At 39.9% G+C, this 19587-nt stretch carries 16 protein-coding genes; 1 reads left to right on the top strand and 15 read right to left on the bottom strand.

Translation table 11 applies throughout. The annotated features are described in order from the left end of the window. Window positions 1–14 precede the first annotated feature (14 nt). The 14 genes from D0Y50_RS11115 to ppsA form a co-directional block, all read right to left on the bottom strand. Window positions 15–1037: an acyltransferase family protein gene (locus D0Y50_RS11115; RefSeq protein WP_117317003.1), complete on the bottom strand. Its 1023-nt coding sequence runs from the start codon at window positions 1035–1037 to the stop codon at window positions 15–17. A 16-nt stretch (window positions 1038–1053) separates the two neighbouring features. Further along, on the bottom strand, window positions 1054–1593 hold the full coding sequence (locus tag D0Y50_RS11120) for a serine O-acetyltransferase (protein WP_117317005.1): 540 nt from the start codon (window positions 1591–1593) through the stop codon (window positions 1054–1056). Between the two features lies 1 nt (window position 1594). Then, the gene (locus D0Y50_RS11125; protein ID WP_108567209.1) at window positions 1595–2701 is read right to left on the bottom strand and encodes a glycosyltransferase; all 1107 of its coding nucleotides are present in this window, start codon (window positions 2699–2701) and stop codon (window positions 1595–1597) included. Next, complete coding sequence (locus D0Y50_RS11130; RefSeq protein ID WP_108567208.1) at window positions 2701–3648, bottom strand: glycosyltransferase family 2 protein; 948 nt, start codon at window positions 3646–3648, stop codon at window positions 2701–2703. The genes D0Y50_RS11125 and D0Y50_RS11130 overlap by 1 nt, the downstream gene beginning before the upstream one ends. Then, the gene (locus tag D0Y50_RS11135; protein ID WP_117317006.1) at window positions 3638–4972 is read right to left on the bottom strand and encodes an oligosaccharide flippase family protein; all 1335 of its coding nucleotides are present in this window, start codon (window positions 4970–4972) and stop codon (window positions 3638–3640) included. Before D0Y50_RS11135 ends, D0Y50_RS11130 begins: the two co-directional genes overlap by 11 nt. Window positions 4973–5001: 29 nt before the next feature. After that, a complete protein-coding gene (locus tag D0Y50_RS11140) occupies window positions 5002–7155 on the bottom strand; it encodes a GumC family protein (protein WP_108567206.1) in 2154 nt (717 codons plus the stop codon). A 9-nt stretch (window positions 7156–7164) separates the two neighbouring features. Continuing rightward, a complete protein-coding gene (locus D0Y50_RS11145) occupies window positions 7165–7689 on the bottom strand; it encodes a polysaccharide biosynthesis/export family protein (RefSeq protein WP_117317008.1) in 525 nt (174 codons plus the stop codon). A 26-nt stretch (window positions 7690–7715) separates the two neighbouring features. Beyond that, the gene (locus D0Y50_RS11150; protein WP_108567204.1) at window positions 7716–8177 is read right to left on the bottom strand and encodes a glycosyltransferase; all 462 of its coding nucleotides are present in this window, start codon (window positions 8175–8177) and stop codon (window positions 7716–7718) included. After that, window positions 8178–8624 carry a glycosyltransferase family 28 protein gene (locus D0Y50_RS20045; RefSeq protein WP_108567203.1) on the bottom strand — a complete coding sequence of 149 codons (447 nt, stop codon included), beginning with the start codon at window positions 8622–8624 and terminating at the stop codon, window positions 8178–8180. It lies immediately after the preceding gene. Beyond that, window positions 8625–9344 carry a heparin lyase I family protein gene (locus D0Y50_RS11160; RefSeq protein WP_108567202.1) on the bottom strand — a complete coding sequence of 240 codons (720 nt, stop codon included), beginning with the start codon at window positions 9342–9344 and terminating at the stop codon, window positions 8625–8627. Next, window positions 9341–10387, bottom strand: coding sequence for a glycosyltransferase family 4 protein (locus D0Y50_RS11165; protein WP_108567201.1), 1047 nt, complete (start codon window positions 10385–10387; stop codon window positions 9341–9343). The genes D0Y50_RS11160 and D0Y50_RS11165 overlap by 4 nt, the downstream gene beginning before the upstream one ends. Beyond that, window positions 10380–11618, bottom strand: coding sequence for an O-antigen ligase family protein (locus D0Y50_RS11170; RefSeq protein ID WP_108567200.1), 1239 nt, complete (start codon window positions 11616–11618; stop codon window positions 10380–10382). The genes D0Y50_RS11165 and D0Y50_RS11170 overlap by 8 nt, the downstream gene beginning before the upstream one ends. A 3-nt stretch (window positions 11619–11621) precedes the next feature. Further along, window positions 11622–13019, bottom strand: coding sequence for an undecaprenyl-phosphate glucose phosphotransferase (locus tag D0Y50_RS11175; RefSeq protein ID WP_108567199.1), 1398 nt, complete (start codon window positions 13017–13019; stop codon window positions 11622–11624). Window positions 13020–14030: 1011 nt separating this feature from the next. Then, window positions 14031–16415: a phosphoenolpyruvate synthase gene (gene ppsA, locus D0Y50_RS11180; RefSeq protein ID WP_117317013.1), complete on the bottom strand. Its 2385-nt coding sequence runs from the start codon at window positions 16413–16415 to the stop codon at window positions 14031–14033. A gap of 183 nt (window positions 16416–16598) precedes the next feature. Here ppsA and ppsR point away from each other — a divergent pair, with 183 nt between their 5' ends. Further along, a complete protein-coding gene (gene ppsR, locus D0Y50_RS11185) occupies window positions 16599–17411 on the top strand; it encodes a posphoenolpyruvate synthetase regulatory kinase/phosphorylase PpsR (RefSeq protein WP_108567197.1) in 813 nt (270 codons plus the stop codon). Between the two features lie 35 nt (window positions 17412–17446). On the opposite strand, the gene D0Y50_RS11190 is transcribed toward ppsR, so the two are convergent. Continuing rightward, window positions 17447–19447 (bottom strand): tetratricopeptide repeat-containing sulfotransferase family protein, encoded by a 2001-nt coding sequence (locus D0Y50_RS11190; RefSeq protein ID WP_117318736.1) that lies wholly within the window; start codon window positions 19445–19447, stop codon window positions 17447–17449. Between the last annotated feature and the right edge of the window lie 140 nt (window positions 19448–19587).

The raw sequence follows: 19587 nt of genomic DNA on the forward strand, positions 1-19587 counted from the left end.
CCGTAGTTTAATTTTCAGGGCCTAAACAGCATTCTCGTATATTTGTTTTTCTCTATGACTAAACCCAAGATAATACAAGCCACCACTCCGCAAATAAGAGAAAGTACAGCAAGTGCTGATAACGGTACAAATGCGCCAAAATACTTAGCTAATTGGGGATAGATATTCGCTATTAGATAGAGGTGGAATATAAGAATATAAAGGCTATAGCGACCTGCGTAAGTAAAACATCTCTTAATAAACGTACTACCACAGATAAGCAATGACAAAATCAATAGAATGTAGATACCTAAAAATGATAACAAAATTGATAAAAAAGGTAATTCTATAATACGCAAATTTAGATCGATCAGCGTATTAAACCCGTATGAAAAAACGAAAAATACCAGACAAGAAATATAAAAATATATCTTGTTTACCCTTAAACCTATTACAATATTTTTAAAAGAATTACCCATTAAAAAGAATGGTATAGTAATAAATAGCAAATCTATACTGAATGGGAGGCCCACTATAGGAATATCATAAAATAAGAAAGTAACACTGTGCCAGTCTAAGTATAAAACTCCGAGCAATAAACTAAAGGCCGACAGGAGGATCGTATATCGTTGGGTAAAAATAAAATTAATATTTTTTTTAACTATATAGGCGGCGACATACACTACGAAAAGATGAGGTAAGAACCACATAGGTACCCAGACTAACGTAGAACCTGTTGCGTAAATAACACCTAAAAGTAAAATAACATCAATATCTCTAAAGATTATATAGAATACAGTAACGACCAATGAGATAAAGAAGTATGGCTTCAATAATGCCTGAAACTTGTTCATAGCAAAGATCGAAAAACTAGCTTTATAACTAAAGAAAACACCGGATATAAAAAAGAAAAAAGGCATTCTCACTACGGATAAAGCGTCCATTATATCCGAGTAAAATAAACGTAATTGGCTATGATAAATAGCGACCAAAATAATAGACACACCCTTAGCTACATCTATATGGTCGATTCTAGGACGTGATATCGATAAATCCATTTATGTCATCTTCCAACTATAGCGGCAAAGGGTTCTTTATCATATTACTTGAACCTTTATACGATATAATTCTAAAAGGAGACCCGACGACCACAGCATTATCAGGTACATCTTTATTAACGAGGGTATGAGCACCCACAGTTACATTATTACCTATTTTAACATCACCTAATATACAGGAACCTGTTCCTATATAAACATTGTCACCAATCTGAGGATATTTATCATTTACCCCTGCTATTGTGACATTGTGTAAAGCTGTAAAGTTAGCACCTATTTTCACTCCGGGTCCCCAAGTTGTGCAAAACACATGGTGGATTCGAAAACCAGGCCCCATACTACATCTAAAATTAATATCAGTTGTGTATATGATTTTCGCTAATGCGTATAATAATTTACTTATTATATTTATAACTGGAACATTAGCTGTCGAAGACGCAAAGCGAAGAAAAATTGCGAATCTGAACCCCTTATATTTTAAAAAGCACTTAAAAAGTGAAGTAATACGTTTATTCCCTTCCCATCTATACACATCAGAAAATATTAATTCCCACATATCAAGCTTCCAAAGTCTCATTAATTAAATTTAAATATTTTTCAGATACTACTTTTTCAGAGAAATCGCTAGCTCTGCGAAATCGCTCTGAGTAGGTAGTGGAAGGGGTTTCTATCTCTTCGCGAATCGCCCAAGCGATCGCTTCGGCGTTCCCGACTTCTGTCAATCTACCAAACCGCCCAGATTCTAAAATTTCACTGGGCCCGCTTCTGCAGTCCGTAGAGACCACGGGAAGTCCAAAAGCTAGTGCTTCTACGATGACATTTCCAAAACCCTCCCATGCTGACGACAATACAAAGATATCAGCTTCACTATAGTATTTGGCCATATCCGACTGGAAGCCCTCAAACGATATGTATTCAGTTATACCTAACTTGTCGGCCAACGCTTGCAACATGTTAAATTCCGTCTCATCATGCACGCCACCCACTATAGACAGACGTAAATTCGTCTTTTGTTGGACCAACAAAGATATAGCGTTTAGGAGAGTGGAATAGTCCTTTTGAGGAGTAACACGGCCTACCGCAAGTAAATTAAGTATCTTGCCAGAAGACGCCGGATTGTTACTTATCTCGAACGAGGGGGAGCCGTTAAATCGAACCGGGTTATGAATAAAAGTACATTTAGATGATGGTTCTACAATTTTCAACAAATCATTCATTACACCCTCAGACACAGAAAGTACCTTATCTGCCATCGGATAAACATACTTAAAAATAGTATTAAGCTTAAGCCGAGAAAATCGAGACTTGTGTTTGAAATGATCAACAATAGAAGCATGCTCAGAAACAATAACCTTAGGTTTTACAGAGGATAGCTTTGCTGAAATAATCGTAGCTGCGTTTGTATCTGGATATGCGGAAATAATAATATCCGGCTTATACTCATTTACAACACGCATAAATGGTAAAATACTAAATATAGTTCTATTTACTTCAAGGCTTTTTTTATCAAAATCTAACGCCGTTAAAGTTTCAAACGATGAGCCACCTTTTCTATCTGTAACAAATAAAATTTGGTGGTGTTCACGCCACTCTTTCGCTAAAGATATGAAAACCTGTTCAGCTCCGCCAAATCCCATATAGGATATTCTAAAAATTATTTTCATTATTTTTTAACCTTAAATGAGATGTAATATAGAAGCGGAAAGAGGTTAGTCATAAATTTTCTTCGGTTCAAGAGACCATCTGAGTGCATCTTATAAACAGCTAAGGGAGAAAGTCTGTTACTCCACAAAAATTTAATAAAGGGAATTAAAGACTCCTTGCGTTTATAGGCGGAATGAAACATATAGAATAGATGTGCCTTCAACACCTTTCCTTCAGTACTGTTAATATCAAGTCTGCCATCTAGAAATTCTTTAATAACTAGACATTCGTCTACTGTAACTTTTGTTATTGCACTGGAATGGCCCATACGATATAGGTAAAGGTATTCCCCGGTATTATAGACTTTTTTCGATTTACTATATAAATTGAATAAATAAATTAAATCTTCGCAATAACGAATATTTTCATCAAACTTAACAGACTTTGCCAGAGAAGATCGAACCAGACGGCACATAATTAACCAAGTAAAAGCATAGATAGAGTTTTTCAACGACTCACTTGAGTCAGATAAGCCTTTTTGTGAAAACGTAACACTGGATTTATTAATAGTCTCATTTTCCTTTACTTTAAAGGTAGTCAGAGAAAATTCATAAATATCTGTATCTATATCTTCTTCTATAAGCTCAAGTAAATATGTTAGATAATTATTGCTAACCAAATCATCCGCGTCGCAGAAAGTAATATACTCTCCTATAGCTAAATCCAAGCCAGCATTACGAGCTGCACTTACTCCAGCATTAGCTTGATACCTATACTTTATCGTGCCCGTAGTAATATACTTAGAAAACTGATTATTAAGAATCGGCTCTATAGGCACATCTGAGCCATCATCAATCACGATAATTTCGTAGTCATTATCTCTATTCGTACTAGAAATTATGGAACCCAGCGTATCAATAATCGTCTCGTTAGCATTATAGGATGGAACTATTATACTAATTTTCATCGGGGACTCTTTTATCTTTAAGAAAAAATACTGAATTCCGAACAGAGGAAAATGGGTGGAAGAATATTAAGAAAATCTGCTTTAACACCGTAACGAACATAAAGCGAGTCTCCTTAAATATTACATAGGCCAAAAAATCGGCTAAAAAATAGGCTGAGACTGAAATTATAGGAATTATAATTAGGCCATACTTTTGAATAAAAAATATAGAAAAACTAATAGAAAAAGCGGCGGTCAGTAATGTTTTTATTAGTTCTACTGATTGCAACCCCTTTAATATAAGAACTCTAGAAAATAAAGCGCCTAGATACACAAATACTGACTTCCAAATAAGAATTTTCAGTATCAATACAGATTCAACATAGGCGTCACCAAAAAAGTTTAATATAATAATATCAGCCAAGAAGTAAGTTAATATGCTCCCAGAGATACCTACATACAAAAGAAGCCTTACAATATTATTTAGATAGTATCCATAAACATCTCCGGCGAATATTTCATCGGTAATATTCTTAAAATAAGAAAAAACGAGGATATGCCCAACAAACGCTACTTGGCTAACTAGCCTAACAGCTGCACTATAGATACCTACATCTTGTGCACTTAGGAAATGCTCTATAATAATCATATCCATATACATGAATAGGGGGAGTAGCGCTGATGATATGATAAGTAAATAGGACTCTCTAAGTAAGAACCTAACTCTGTTTTTAATTTCTACGATATTGAGGCTGTAACTCATCGAACATCCAGTTGTTCTCAAATATGCGGTTACTAATATTAACTGAGAACTCAATGAGTAAACTAATAGATATTGACAAGCATATATGAAATCAAGGTCTAGGAAGAGTACGACGAAGATAAATATCACCGCAATAAACCTAGATAACATAGTAGCGATTGATAGATACTTAGGATTTTCAAGCGCCTGAAAATAGAGCCTCAGGCTCGTCGACTTACCAAAAAAGCTCGCGCTAGCCGCAGCAATTATTAATGGTAATAGTAAATTGTCTGGGGTATCACTAGCATGCCCTACTAAATAGACTAAACCAATAAAAACTATAAAACCTAAAAATCTTATTAATATAACTGAAGCTAGAAGACTATTAACTTGCTTAGTTTTCACGAACTCTTTCATTATTATATTGTCCATACCAAGTATAAACAAGAAAGAAAATACGCTTACCACGGACTGAACGTAAGAGAGATGCCCCATATTCTCGGGACCATAAGTCCTGGCAATAAAAACTGTACTGATTATTCCAAATGCAATAGAACTTAAATTATCGACTGAAAATAGAAAAATCTTTTTTAATTTACTCATTCTTACTACTAACCCACTTACTCTTAAAATTATCCATAATAGCTAATGGCGTTGTAATACAATGAATCCTGCTTCAGAACTTTGGGGGAAACCTGAGTAATAACTATACCTGAGATATTTGCATCGACTTTGTTCAATCTTTTAATGGATTCTTTTATTTCAGTGACTTTCGTATGATTAGATTGTGCACAGAGAACTGTACGATCTGTAAGCTTAGTTAATACCAAACTATCAGTAACCGCTAAGCATGGTGGTGAATCTACCACAACATAGTCAAAATTTTCTTTGAGGTAAGCGAATAAACGATGGATTTGCTGACCTGCTAACAGTTCAGGGGCGTCATCACAAGCATGCGCGACCGCAAATAGTTCAATGCCTTCAATGCCGTCAACTGACCTCGGAACTAACGAGTTACTTGTACCTTTTAAATACGCCTCGATGCCAGGTTGGTCATTGGCCAAGGCTAACTTATTGAGAAGTGTGGGCTTTCTTAAATCGAGTTCAACTAAAGCGGTCTTACCGAGTTGGCTCATTACAGTCGCCAGGTTTAAACTAAATACTGACTTACCTTCCAACGGATTGGAGGAAGTAACTAAAAAGCTATGTGATAGATTAGGCGTATCCGCCAGAAATAAATTTGTTCTTATAGATTTGAAGCTTTCTAATAACTCAGGTGAGTTATTGGCATTTCTAGCAAGAAACTTGACTTTGCTATTTTTCGATAGGTTTTTATTCTTTATAGTGAAACCTAGCAAAGGTACGGACAAGTACTTTTCTACATCATCAGGGCTTACTATTACAGACTTGAACATATCCAAAGTAATAATAAGGACAGATATAAAACCAAAAGAAATCACTAAGACGCCAAGAAGGATAATAGACTTAGATATACCGCTTGGCCGTGCAGGTAGACGTGCATCATCAATAACTTTAACATTAGAAATGTCGTAATTCTCAGATATATTACTTTGAGCAAGTTCTTTCAGATAGGACTCATAAATAGCAGCATTATTTGCAACCTCGCGCTCCATTCTTTTGAGAGCAAAGTTTTTCTTTTGTATATCTATTAACTCTTTATTCTTCTCTGAAATTAGTGCCTTTATATTTGACAACTCTTCTTTTGAAGACACATAGTCGATATTTATACTTTTTACTATCTTATCGACTTCACTATCCAGACTAGCGTTGGCGCTCTTCAAATCGGCTTTTAGCGCAATCATCTTAGGATGCTTGTTACCGTAACGATCATCTAGCTCATCAATTTTTCTAGAAATAGAAACTGTTTCTGCCACAATATCCCTGATGATATCGTTATTAATAACAATTGATAGAGAGCGAAAAGAGCTTTCCGGATTAGATGATATTTCTTCTACGCGATCGTGTAACTCCCTAATCTTCGAAAAGGAATTCTGACTTTCTATCAGTTTTTTATTGAGGTTTTCTAGCTGAGTATTAGCAGAGTATTCCTGCTGATTGGTATTTACTAAATTATTTTTTAGGGAAAAACGTCTTAATTCATCTTCGGAAGTATTCAGCTTTAGCTTTATATCATTTAATTGATTATCCAGCCAATTACTTGTCTCAACTAGCTTTTCGTTTCTATGTTTTAGGTTATACTTAATATATTCCTGAGCAATCGAATTAGCGATTTCATGGACTTTGTGCTGTAATACCGACTCTACACTAAGCGTTAAAAGTTCAGTTCTATCTCCGCCTTCAACTTTTAAGTTTTTCTTCAAATCATTAATAATAGAATACTTTTGCTCTTCATAGTTTTTCTTTTCCCTTTCCCTTTTAGTAGAGAAAAATGAAAGCAGACTATTATCATCTTTACTCTTTTGAAAAACAATATACGCATCAACAAGATTTAAGTTTTCTACAACTCTTCCAAGAATAAGATCTGAACTAATGATGTCTCTCTGTGTTTGATAGTACATTGAAATTAGTTGAAAGTTTGATAGTGAACGACTATTGCTTTCTATCACGCGAGGATCTCGCGGTATTTCAATATTAAGAGTTGTTTTAGCAGTATAGATTGGCGTTTTATTACTTAATACTGATACTGCTATGACCGAAACGGTCATTAAAAATATAGCTATTACTAGCTTTTTTTTCCATAAAATATCTATGTATTTTTTAATCTCTATTTTTTCGGCTTCCTGCCGCTTTTCAAAATCAATCATCGTTTAATCTCAGAAAAATCTTTCTTTTACAACAATAACATCACCCGGCGAGACGCTATGATCCAGGTTTCCATCAGCGACCACAGTTTTCTCACCATTATTTTTTATAGTGATCTCTTCTTTGTCGGCCCTTTCGGTGAAACCACCGGCTAATGTGATAGCACGTTGAACTGTCATCCCCTTTCGATAGTTATATCCACCAGGGTTTTCCACCATTCCATCAATGTAGAATAATCTATATTCTATAACCGAAATGGATATATCAGGATTTTTTAGAAAGCCTTGGCTGTAAAGAAATTTTATCTTACTTTCAGCCTCAGCTATCGATAACCCTGCTATTTCAACCTGTCCAATTAATGGCATGGGAATATCGCCTGTAGTGGATATCCTTACGCTTTCATGTGAAAGGTCGATTTCATTGAATACGATAACTGATATTATATCGTCAGCACCTAATGTAAATTGGTCCGCCTGACTCTTTAGACTAGTAAATATAAATACCGTGCTAATTAAATAAATTAAAAAACTTCTCATACCGACCTCTATAGGTTATAGGATAGCTAAATAGCTATAAAATCCACTAACCTTTGGATACTCGGGGAATTGAGACCTTTCGGCTTTTCTAATGTTCGACGTTTTATAATAAGTTCTTTTAATTCTTCATAGCTTTCAGCTACGTAAACCCCCGAAACTCCGCGGAAAGAGTCTACCGTGTCCTTTTGGTGGTCGTTGCGATGTTCGCCTAAAGCTGCGACACGAGGAACTATGATGATGGGCTTTGAACGTTTTATAGCAGTTATGATAGTACCCATTCCGGCATGTGAAATAATGACTTCACAACTGTCTAGTTTATTGTCCATTTCATCTGGAGGTAGCAGGCTCACAGTTTTAAGGTTGTTTGCACTGATTTTGGAGTTTCCGACCTGAGCCTCTATCTCAAGCTGCAACTCGCTGTTTACCTTGTCAACCATTCCAACTAAACGGTCGAATGGTAATTGAGTACCTATAGTTAAAAATAACATTTAGATTAGTCTTCCGTGATATTCTATGTCGTTGTGCTCACAGACGTTTTCCCACTGCGATAAAACGGTTATCCCAAATATTTTGGCCAAATTCCCAGACAAAGATAGTTTATTTGAATTCGCGACACTATCTATCCAGATAGTTCTTACCCCATAGAGCTTAGCTATTAATGAAAATATTAAACCAGGAGCTGCGCCGGTCGTTACGACTACCGAGGGCCTTTCCGTCTTGAGTATTTTAAATGATTTATAGCCTACATATAGTGACTTCCAAATATCAGTACGACTAAAATCGGATATTGCGTAATACTTCTCGCCTTCCATAAAGGAAGGCTTAGAGCTATATGTCCCTATAATTACTCGCTTCCATCCGACAAGTTTATCACTAAGCAAGCTAAGTTGAACAAAGTGACCCCCTGGTGACGCGACTAATATTATTTTTTTCATTTAAACCTCTATAGGATTTATATTTAAGTTTTTAAACGTTACTTCGTTTTTACCTTTTACTGTAGGCCCATTATAGATTCCAAATTTGAAATAGTGATAGTACCTATTGTGCATAGTTCTATCTTTAAAACTGAATTTCATATTGTCTATACCAGTTCTACACTTACCGGATATCGCACCGTCCTTGCTAAATATCCACTCTATTTCTACGGCGCAAAAAATTGTAGAACCAAGACGTATATCCATGTCTATATAATTTTTTTCGCTTTTAAAATACAGTTTGTAACCTTTCTTATAATCAATTCCAAACGAGAGCGGCGGCGGTCTTTTTGGAAAAGATGACCATGTTTCACCTAGCTCTTTATTTGGCTGGTCGTGCCATTGGGCTACTATAAACCAGCTATTATCTTGCGTAATCGTTTTCTGAGAAATCTTATTAACAGTTAGGGTGAATATATATTTAACTTTGCTACCTAATTCAAAACGGTCAAATATTGCGACTTCGCTACGATAGCCGTTATTTATTTTAGTAGAGGCTTCATTTAAATAAAACTTGATACGGCTATCGTCGACTTTGATACCTTCATCTTGCGACTCAAAGTATATTCCGCCGGTCCCGTTGTTGTAATTTATAGCACTGGCGGTTTTACTTTTTACATCTTCACTAGCGTTAACAAAGCAGGAGATAAGACAAATGATTAAAATGGATGATGTTTTCATGCTACCTGATCATAAATATGTATGAGTTTAGGTATACTTATAGTATGACAATATTCATTTTCATAGAGAGCTTTAGCATTTTTCGCGATATTTTCAGTTACTAAAGTATCAGTTGAGATAACATTAATCGCCTCGACTATCTCTTTTATGTTACCAGGTTCAACTAAATAGCCCGTTTCCTTGTGTTTAATGACCTCGGGTATACCACCAACAGGTGTAGTAATAATGGGCGTATTTAGTTGCATTGCTTCAAGGATCACTATCGGAAGCCCTTCATTATAGGAGGGTAAAATTAACGCTTCACAGACTTCCATAAGTTCTACTTTCTTAAAACCATCAATCCAACCGTGAAACTTGACCTTTTCAGCTATACCAAGTTCGTTGACTAGCCTTTCACACTCTTCGAGTTCGCCGTCGCCACAGACATGAAGATGGATATTACTTACATATTTTAGCGCGTTAAGAAGGTCGTATATTCCTTTCCTTTTTATTATAGCGCCGACAAATAAGAAGTTTCTTGCTTGTTTCTTTAGGCCATTTTTATTTTCAACCAACGCAAAATTTCTTAAAACTTCAATCTTATTATGGCTATATTTTTTCACGATAGATCTAATGTAATCCGCCCAGTAATCAGATAAAACTAGAAATTTATCGGCTTTTTTAACAAGTCGATTAACAAGCGCGGTTGTGAAACGGCCGCTTCTTTCTATAAAATCTCTGAACTCTGAACCATGCAAGTGGACAACTACTTTGCCACCGAGTAGCTTTATCGTTTCTGTATAGATTAATTTTCGCCAGAAACTTCCGTTATACGACATATGCAGATGAAATATAGGTTTTCTTTCCACTATAGAAAAATATAAAATCTGTAGGAATGCCCTAATAAATAACATAGCTTTTCTTGGGGCTGACACTGCATCATGTGTAGCTATCCTTTTGAAGGTATAGTTATCACCCATACATATCGCAAGATTTTTTATTACACTATCTATGCCACCTACTTGAGCAGTGCCCACTACAAATATCTTTCTTTTCTTATTCACTGTATTCACCGAAACTTTTAATATTGGATTGTTTTATATATAAGTACTTTAGCAATGCGTAAGAAAATATAAAGCTCAACCAGACGAAATTCATTGAGAATAAGAAAGTACTCTCTGTAATATTATTCACTAGTGAATAAAGAAAAAGGTAGAGGGACAAATTTTTGTATCTACTTATCCTTTTCCCTTCGACCTTTACATAAGTCGTAAAATAGTCAATATATAATAAAATCAATAGAACTATACCTATAGCGCCCAGGCTTATAAATATATCTATATATCCGCTGTCCGAAGCTACTAGTTTGTTCACCCACTCTGTATGTAAATAAGCGAGGCTAGTAGCATTGATTAAACTTAATTCACCTATATTCCATACTGAAGAATAACCTACACCGTAAAGCAGATTAGTAGAGGCTTGATATAGCATTTCTTTCCATAGCAAACCTCTCCCTGTTAAAATATGATCTGGTATTTCATATAACATCCATAGGTATATTTCGTAATAATAATTAAGTATGGTCAATGGTAAAACTAAAATCATAACTTTCAAGAAGATATTTCTCGATAATCTTAGTGCTGCATCTAGCCCAGTCATATCCAATTTAGCCGATAGATTTTTAAGAAAAATAATAGTACTAATCATAAAAAACGACATAATTGCGGTTTTGGATATTGTAAATATTAATAACGTTAGCGCTCCTGAGATTGCCAGCGAGTACGCTATCGAGCGTTTTCTACAAAAAACAAAGATCGAGAGCATTGTTGCTAATACTGTTCCGAAATTGTTCTTTACAGGGAAAACGCCTGTTATTTCTGTATACCTTCCTACCGCCACATCAAAAACGATAACCGTAGCGAACATATACAAAACCCATAAATACAGAAAAATACGGATTATTGTTATAGTTTTAAGTTCAACAAATATTATGCTAATCATTACAACATAAATTATGAACAGACATTGCCAAAACGTATCTACTACTGTTTTTTCAGGAGCGAGAGACCAGCTAGCAGAGATCAAACACCAGATAAGTAGAATTAACATCGGTGTCAATTTTGCTATAACTTTTAGAACATTGTTAAAGTAATTTTTATTCGAAAGACAAAACGCTAAAGTAAGCAAAAAGAGTACGAAAAATATAGGTCTTTTAAAAAATCCCGTGCCGATAGTTATTAGCATAACTGGAGCAATGAATAGCAAGCTACCTATAAGGTCTTTTTCAATCTTCATGGATTAATAAACGTTCTTGCCCACAAAGCCTTTCACAAAAGTGAATAGTACAATCTTAAAATCTAACCAAAGTGACCAGTTTTTAATATAATCAAGATCGTACTGAACCCGCATTTGCATTTTTTCAAGGGTATCTGTTTCACCGCGCCAGCCATTTACCTGCGCCCATCCTGTTATCCCTGGCTTTATCCGGTGGCGTAACATGTAATACTTTACGGTTTTACGGTACATTTCATTGTGGGCTACAGCATGGGGACGCGGTCCTACAACCGACATTTTCCCTTGTAAAACATTAATAAACTGTGGCAGCTCATCCAAAGATGTACGGCGTAGGAAAGCCCCCACCTTGGTTACGCGATTGTCGTTTTTGGTTGCCTGCGTAACCTTGTCGCCATTTTCGGTGACCGACATCGATCTGAACTTCCAGACCTTAATTCTCTTGCCATCAACACCGTATCGATTTTGCTTAAAGATAACCGGCCCGCGGGAGGTAAGTTTGATAGCAATTGCAATCATGAGCATAGGCAGAGCAATGGCCGATAGTATGCCTAGTGACAGCACAATATCCTCGGCCCGTTTTATCGCTACCGTGGCGCCACGCATTGGCGTGTCAAAAACACTGATGGTCTGCAAACCACCTACATTACACAAACGAGAGTGCACTAGGTTATATACAAAGAAGTTTGGAACAAAATGAACTTCTGCATTGGTATCGCCCAACCGGTGTAAGATTTGTTCGATGCGATTGTTGGCGGTCATGGGTAAGGTAATGAATATTTGGTCTAACTTGCCGTCGTTCACTGCTTCTACAGCGCCCTCTATACGACCTGCTAACGGCGTTCCCTCTTTAAGCGGTAAGCGGCTTATATCACGGTCGTCGAATACCCCGGCAACGCGGTAGCCAGTTTCAGGGTTGCGTTCGAGTTCTTCCATCAACGTGAGGGTGGTTTCGTTCATGCCTATGATTCCGACTGAACGCGTGTTGTAACCTTTTTTACGGATATGGAACAGAAAGTAACGCAGAGCGAGGCGCCATGAGCATAGGGCGAACGGGCTAATGGTCATCCAGCTAATCAGTACGTAACGGGAATAGTTATCTGACGTCTTAGTTAAAAACATAAAAGATAAAACAACAACCACACTTATCGCCCAGCTAACCAGGGTATAAAAAAGAATTTCTTTGGTGGTGCCCGCTCGCCAGGAACGGTATAGCCAGAATAATTCAGCCGATAGCAGGTAAGTTGTGCTACCGATCAGCCCGATAAGCTGGTAATGCACAGAGAGGGTAGCCGGATACAGTGAAGCGGCAAGTAATAAACAAAGCTGAATAAGTATAAAATCAGCGAAACGATAGACAATAGCAAACTGATTGATGTTATTTCTAACAAAACCGGAGCTCATAATAACTTCCCTCATTGAAGTAGTGCTGCTGATATTCAGGAATAGGCAACAATCTTATGAACCATTTATTGGTTTCTTTTATGTAACTTAGGTTCTGCATATTGCAGACCACATTAGGCTTTAATCTTAAAACTCACGCCCGTCTTTGCTTCATGATATTGATATATAATGGTTTTTATTAAATCCAGGAGATAACAAGACACATTAAACGTTATAAAAACATCGAATTAACATTAAAAGAACATGATGGAATAGATTTAAATATTTGAGCCTTATTTTACTGTTCAAAAATAAAGCAAAATAAGGTAATCAGGCGCTTTGCGCTGAATTGAGTGAAACGCATAGATTGTCAATAAGCCTGACAGTTAAATTATAAAACCGTTGTTTATTCCATCGAAATTGATTTTATTTAACATATGAGGGTGCTTTATAGATGAGCATAGTCGCACCGTTTTTGTGCTAATGGGTAATAAGAGCACAACCAGGTGGCAGGCGAATAAGATGGCAATGGGCACACATACCACCCGCGCCTAAGCTAAAATCTGATAGCCCCAATTTTTGCTAGCAGACCGGCTTGATGCTACGCGGTACGTTTTTACACAATAGCTAATCAAGATTAAGCATAGCTATAAAGCTTTCTCGCCTATATCACGTAAAGAGTAGTTAATAGTACAAGACGTTTAGAGCATAACGGCGACTCAAAGGGCCATCTTTAGATGTATAGCAGTGTGACCGTGCGGCAACCATGTATTCGTAATAAGGGGTATCTGTAGCCGCGAAGGCGCTTATAAAGGACGTGCGTATCGGTGAGGCCGGGTCCGCTGTGTCGCTGTGTCGCTGTGTCGCTGTGTCGCTGTGTCGCTAATACCATAGCGTGCAAGATACAGGTAGCACAATTGGGTGGCCAACATTCCTTGTTTGGTGTAATCCTACAACGTGACCTCTGACTACTGCTACACGCTAGACAAAAACCGCCGATTACCGGCGGTTTTAACGTATCGAAGGTACTCGCTATTGCTGTTGCTTGTTGGCATTCTCGGCCAGATACAACCAGGTTTCTACCACCGTATCGGGGTTTAACGAGACCGAATCAATTCCTTCATCAACCAGCCAGGCAGCAAAGTCTTCGTGATCTGAGGGTCCCTGTCCGCAAATTCCCACGTATTTACCCCGCTTTTTAGCGGTTTGAATCGCCATCGACAATAGCGCTTTAACCGCTTCATTACGCTCTTCAAATAAATGAGCAATTAAACCCGAGTCGCGGTCCAGGCCCAGTGTTAACTGAGTCAGGTCATTCGAGCCTATCGAGAAGCCGTCGAAGATATCCAAAAATTTTTCTGCTAATAAGGCATTAGAAGGCAGCTCGCACATCATAATCACGCGCAGTCCATTCTCACCTTGCACCAAACCTTCTTCAGCCAGAAGTTCAATAACCTGCTTGCCCTCTTCTACCGTACGAATAAACGGTATCATTATTTCAACGTTGGTCAGGCCCATTTTGTTTCTAACCCGTTTGATGGCTTCACATTCCAATGCAAAACAATCACGAAACTCTGGGGAAACGTACCGACTGGCGCCCCTGAAGCCCAGCATTGGGTTTTCTTCGTCAGGTTCGTATTGGTAGCCCCCTACCAGGTTGAAGTACTCATTCGACTTAAAGTCCGACATGCGTACAATAACTTTTTTGGGCGAAAACGCGGCGCCGATGGTAGCTATCCCTTCCACCAGCTTTTCAATGTAAAATTCGGTAGGAGAATCATAACCAGCCATCATTTCGCTGATTTCTTCTTTTAGCTCTTCGGGTTGATCATCAAAGTTCAATAGCGCTTTTGGATGTACGCCGATCATGCGGTTGATAATAAACTCTAGCCGGGCCAGCCCTACGCCTTCGTTAGGTAAGCGTGCAAAGTCGAATGCGCGGTCCGGGTTGCCCACATTCATCATTACCTTTAAATCCATCTTCGGCATAGCATCTATACGTGAAGTCACTACATCAAAATCAAGTTGGGCGTTGTAAATGTAACCTGTATCTCCTTCGGCACAGGATACGGTAACCTTATCGCCGGTTGTGATGGTATCTGTGGCATTACCACAACCTACTACTGCCGGAATACCCAACTCGCGGGCTATAATGGCTGCGTGGCAGGTCCGACCGCCGCGATTGGTGACAATAGCGGAGGCCTTCTTCATGATGGGTTCCCAATCCGGATCCGTCATATCGGTTACCAGTACGTCGCCGGCTTGAATCTTATTCATCTCTTCAATAGAGCCCAGCACCTTAGCAGTGCCTGCCCCAATCTTGTGGCCAATGGCGCGGCCTTCACAAATAACCGCCCCCTGGCCTTTTAGCTGAAAACGCTCGATAGTTTGGCTATCTTCACGGCTTCGAACGGTTTCCGGACGGGCCTGTACAATATATAATTTGCCATCAACACCATCTTTGGCCCATTCGATATCCATTGCGCGCTGATAATGCTTTTCTATAATCACAGCCTGTTTGGCCAGCTCTTGTACTTCTGCATCGGTCAGGGAAAATTTCAGGCTTTCAGCTCGTTCTACATCAACGATTGAGACCTGCTTACCATGACTTGCATCATCAGAGTAAATCATTTTGGTTAACTTACTGCCTAAATTGCGTCGTACTATGGCCGGTAAGCCATTTTCAAGCGTCGGTTTGTGCACGTAGAACTCGTCCGGGTTAACCGCTCCTTGTACTACCATTTCCCCCAGCCCTACTGAGCTGGTAACAAATACGACATCTTCAAAGCCTGATTCGGTATCAATCGTGAACATTACCCCGGACGAAGCAATATCGCTGCGTACCATACGCTGAACCCCGGCAGATAGCGCTACGCCTTTATGGTCGTAACCCTGATGTACACGGTAAGAGATGGCGCGATCGTTGAATAGCGATGCATACACATATTTAATAGCCACCAGCACTGAATCGTAACCTTTAACATTTAAAAATGTTTCTTGTTGACCGGCGAAAGAGGCGTCGGGCATATCTTCGGCTGTGGCAGATGAACGTACGGCAAAAGAGGCTTCATCACCGGCGTCGCCCTGCAAGGTTTCAAAAGCCGACTTGATGGCGGCTTCCAGTTCAGGCTCAAAAGGAGTGTCGATTATCCATTGACGAATATTCTTTCCGGCTTCGGTCAGTGCGTTAACATCATCTACATCCAGGGCATCCAGCACTTCGTGAATTCTGGCATCCAGGCCGCTTTGCAGCAAAAATTTGTTAAAAGCCTCTGCGGTCGTAGCAAACCCGCCGGGTACTTGCACCCCGGCATTTGCTAAGTTTGAAATCATCTCGCCTAATGATGCATTCTTGCCGCCTACCCGGCCAACATCCTGCATCCCCAACTCTTGATACCAAAGTACGTATTCTTGCACAGACTGGGCCTCCAGCTATTAACTATAATGGGTTCCATTAAAATGGATTGCGTTTTGCCACCAGCGAGAGACATTATTGTTTTCGACTGGCTTTTCGTTGAAACCATCATAGAATGGAGAAAAATCAAAAGTAAAATTTTTATTAAAACTGTAAATTTATTACAACAAAATTGAAGGTGCGCTTTGAGAACTGCTTATTATATTTCAGATGGAACGGCCATCACCGCAGAGGTTTTTGGCAACGCATTGCTGTCTCTGTTTCCCTTGCAGCTTAAACACAAAACGATTCCCTTCGTTGAAACTGAAGAACATGCTTACAAAGTGCTGGAACAGATTTCTGAAAGTTTTCAAGATAGCGGAGAAAGGCCGCTCGTTTTTTATACAATTGTGAATGTGGATGTACGCAAAATAGTCTCTCGTTCTGTCGGCATTAACTATAATTTCCTTGACCAGTTTGTCGCCCCATTAGAAAAGGTATTGGGGGTGCCTTCCAAGCCTGAGAAACATCGCACCCATAGTATCCACGAAACCACCTATGACATCAGAATTGAAGCCGTTAACTACGCGTTGGCTAATGATGACGGGTCTAACCTCAAAGAATACGGTAATGCCGATATTATCCTGGTAGGCGTCTCTCGCTCCGGTAAAACCCCCACCAGTTTGTACCTTGCGCTACAGTATGGAATTAAGGCGGCCAACTATCCATTTACTGAAGATGATATGGGCGATATGCTAAAACTCCCTCCGGCCCTGAAGCGCTACAAAGACAAAATGTTCGGCCTGACCATCCATCCTGAGCGGCTCCACCAGATACGCTCTGAACGGCGCGCGAACAGTCGCTATGCATCGATGCAACAGTGTCGTATGGAGCTGCGTGAAGTAGAGAATCTTTACCGCCGGGAAAAAATACCTTTTTTAAATAGCACCCGTTTTTCAGTAGAAGAAATTTCGGCTAAAATTCTAGCCGAGACTGGCCTGCAGCGCCGAAAATACTAAACGGCGTCATGTTGGCGGGCCTCGGTAAAGCTAGCTCAGGTTAGCCTGCGAGCGGCAGCGGATGGTATCTCCAAAGCGTCATATAATGGTGTCAGGAATGGGATAAACGGTTTGTACTGATGACGTCCGCTTTGGTACAACGGCTGGCGTACCTGCTCCGAACTTGGCGTTTTAATTGCTCGTTTGGTAGCATGAAAGTTCAAACATGCCGGCTCGAAATCTAATCCAAGGTAATCAAGCATGCGCGTTACCTGGCCGGCCAAATCATCCAGTACGTCTTCATGCTTAACCGTTAGTATTTGCCCCGGTAATACCTTATGCCAGTGGTCCATCAAAGCCACGTATGCCTTGTAGTAGCGCCCAATATCCGACAAGGCGTAACTAAATTCCTGGCCGTCGCCAAACAATTGTTTATAGCCACTGAAACAACAGGCGAGCGGCTCACGGCGAGCATCAATAATTTTAGCATTGGGTAATATGCGCTTGATAAGACCTATATGTGCAAAGTTATTTGGCATTTTATCGATAAAAAACGGCGCGCCCTGACGATATACCCTGGTCTGTTCGATATACCGTTTCCCCAATGCTTCACATTGCTCGTCACTGAGGTGCAACAGCGCCTCTGGGTAACCGGCGGCCTGCCCAGATAGCTGGGAAGCAATACCCAGAATATCATGCAGCTCCATGGTGCCATCAATTTGCGAATGAGATGATAAGATTTGTTCTAATAAGGTGGATCCGGCCCGCGGCAAGCCAACAATAAAAATAGGATCGGTATTAGCAGCGCCAGCGGTACTGCTAAACAGTGAGGCCTGACATATTTGCTGCTGGCGCGCCAAAGCGTCTTCCGTGCGTGAAATACTAAACGCAAGTGTGCTTTTTTTAAGTGCGTTGCCGCGCTGATAATAGTCGAATGCGCGTGAATACTCGCCGGCATCTTCCATCGCTTTACCCAACGCAAAACAAAAATGAATCCGGTTATCAAGGCCGGTAGCCGGATGTGCTTCATGCTGCTGCATGGCCTCCAGCCACGGGGGGCTGAACCGGTAGGTTTTGGTGTTCGCCAGGCTCCAGTAGGCATCACCACAGTCATTTTGATAGTGTGCTGCTTGTTCGTAGGCATCGATAGCTTGCGCAAGCTTACCTGCGCTTTTTAACACATGCCCTAAAGACAACCATACTGCAGGGGCATCGGGTTTTTCTGCAAGCAACTGTTGATAAAGCGCACTGGCTTCCTCGACACGCCCGATACCGCTTAGCCCCTCGGCAAGAGCGTGGCGCGCACCACTATGCTGCGGCGCAGCTGCCAATCGCCGTTTGGCCAGGGCCACTGCCTTTGTGTACTTACCTAATTTTAATAGTAAAGCCTGATAGGCTACCAGGGCACGCTCTTCCTGTGGATACAGTGAAACACAACTTTCCAGTAAAAACTCGGCATCGTGATACACCTTCGTACGCATACCCAGCTCACCAAGTAACAACATGGCTTCTACATCATGCTTATGTCTGGCCAAAAATTGCCGACATACTTGCTCGGCTTTGTATAACTGTCCTTCGTACATCAGATCGTACGCGCCCAGCAGTGCTTTGGGTAATTGTGATAAGTACCGGCACTGGTGCTGCGCTATATCCAGTGCTGTTTTGTTATTTTGCGCCCGATAGACTTCCACCAGCTGTTGCCATGCACTTAACAACGCTGGATTAAATCGCGTCGCCTGGTAGAAAGCCGCCGCGGCCTCTTCCGGCCGTTGCAAAGCACGATAACAATACGCTTGTTCCTGATAGGCCCGCCCGTAATCCGGCTGTATCGTTTGTAAGCGTTGCAGTACCGATAACGCAGAAGACGGTTCACCAGCTAGCCGATAGGCTACAGCCTGCAAATAAAGTAAGTCTGTTTGCTCATGCCCAAGCGTGTCAGGGGCACTATTTGAAGGTAATGCTGCTAGCGCCTGTTCGCATAACCTAATAGCCTGCTTACTGCTCCCTGTGGCAATAGCGTGTTTTATGGTTTGTGTAGCGGTAGGTGTTGTAGGCATAGTTATCGTCATTGTTATGTTTACATGTTGGGGGCAGTTATGTTTGCTCTGGCTATTAGGCTGACCCCACGGGAAAACAGCTATCGCTGAAGGTAAAACGGCAACCAAACGGTTGCCGCTATAAGCAATACTTTTAACCT

The sequence above is a fragment of the Salinimonas sediminis genome, from assembly GCF_003429285.1.
In the GTDB taxonomy this organism is placed as follows: Bacteria; Pseudomonadota; Gammaproteobacteria; order Enterobacterales; family Alteromonadaceae; genus Alteromonas; species Alteromonas indica.

Excerpts from the sequence above, each read along its gene's own strand:
- D0Y50_RS11125 (WP_108567209.1), bottom strand. The coding sequence starts at position 2,701 with ATGAAAATAATTTTTAGAATATCCTATATGGGATTTGGCGGAGCTGAA.
- D0Y50_RS11135 (WP_117317006.1), bottom strand. The coding sequence starts at position 4,972 with ATGAGTAAATTAAAAAAGATTTTTCTATTTTCAGTCGATAATTTAAGT.
- D0Y50_RS11175 (WP_108567199.1), bottom strand. The coding sequence starts at position 13,019 with ATGAGCTCCGGTTTTGTTAGAAATAACATCAATCAGTTTGCTATTGTC.
- D0Y50_RS11130 (WP_108567208.1), bottom strand. The coding sequence starts at position 3,648 with ATGAAAATTAGTATAATAGTTCCATCCTATAATGCTAACGAGACGATT.
- D0Y50_RS11190 (WP_117318736.1), bottom strand. The coding sequence starts at position 19,447 with ATGCCTACAACACCTACCGCTACACAAACCATAAAACACGCTATTGCC.
- D0Y50_RS11115 (WP_117317003.1), bottom strand. The coding sequence starts at position 1,037 with ATGGATTTATCGATATCACGTCCTAGAATCGACCATATAGATGTAGCT.
- D0Y50_RS20045 (WP_108567203.1), bottom strand. The coding sequence starts at position 8,624 with ATGAAAAAAATAATATTAGTCGCGTCACCAGGGGGTCACTTTGTTCAA.
- D0Y50_RS11145 (WP_117317008.1), bottom strand. The coding sequence starts at position 7,689 with ATGAGAAGTTTTTTAATTTATTTAATTAGCACGGTATTTATATTTACT.
- D0Y50_RS11140 (WP_108567206.1), bottom strand. The coding sequence starts at position 7,155 with ATGATTGATTTTGAAAAGCGGCAGGAAGCCGAAAAAATAGAGATTAAA.
- D0Y50_RS11170 (WP_108567200.1), bottom strand. The coding sequence starts at position 11,618 with ATGAAGATTGAAAAAGACCTTATAGGTAGCTTGCTATTCATTGCTCCA.
- D0Y50_RS11120 (WP_117317005.1), bottom strand. The coding sequence starts at position 1,593 with ATGTGGGAATTAATATTTTCTGATGTGTATAGATGGGAAGGGAATAAA.
- D0Y50_RS11150 (WP_108567204.1), bottom strand. The coding sequence starts at position 8,177 with ATGTTATTTTTAACTATAGGTACTCAATTACCATTCGACCGTTTAGTT.
- D0Y50_RS11160 (WP_108567202.1), bottom strand. The coding sequence starts at position 9,344 with ATGAAAACATCATCCATTTTAATCATTTGTCTTATCTCCTGCTTTGTT.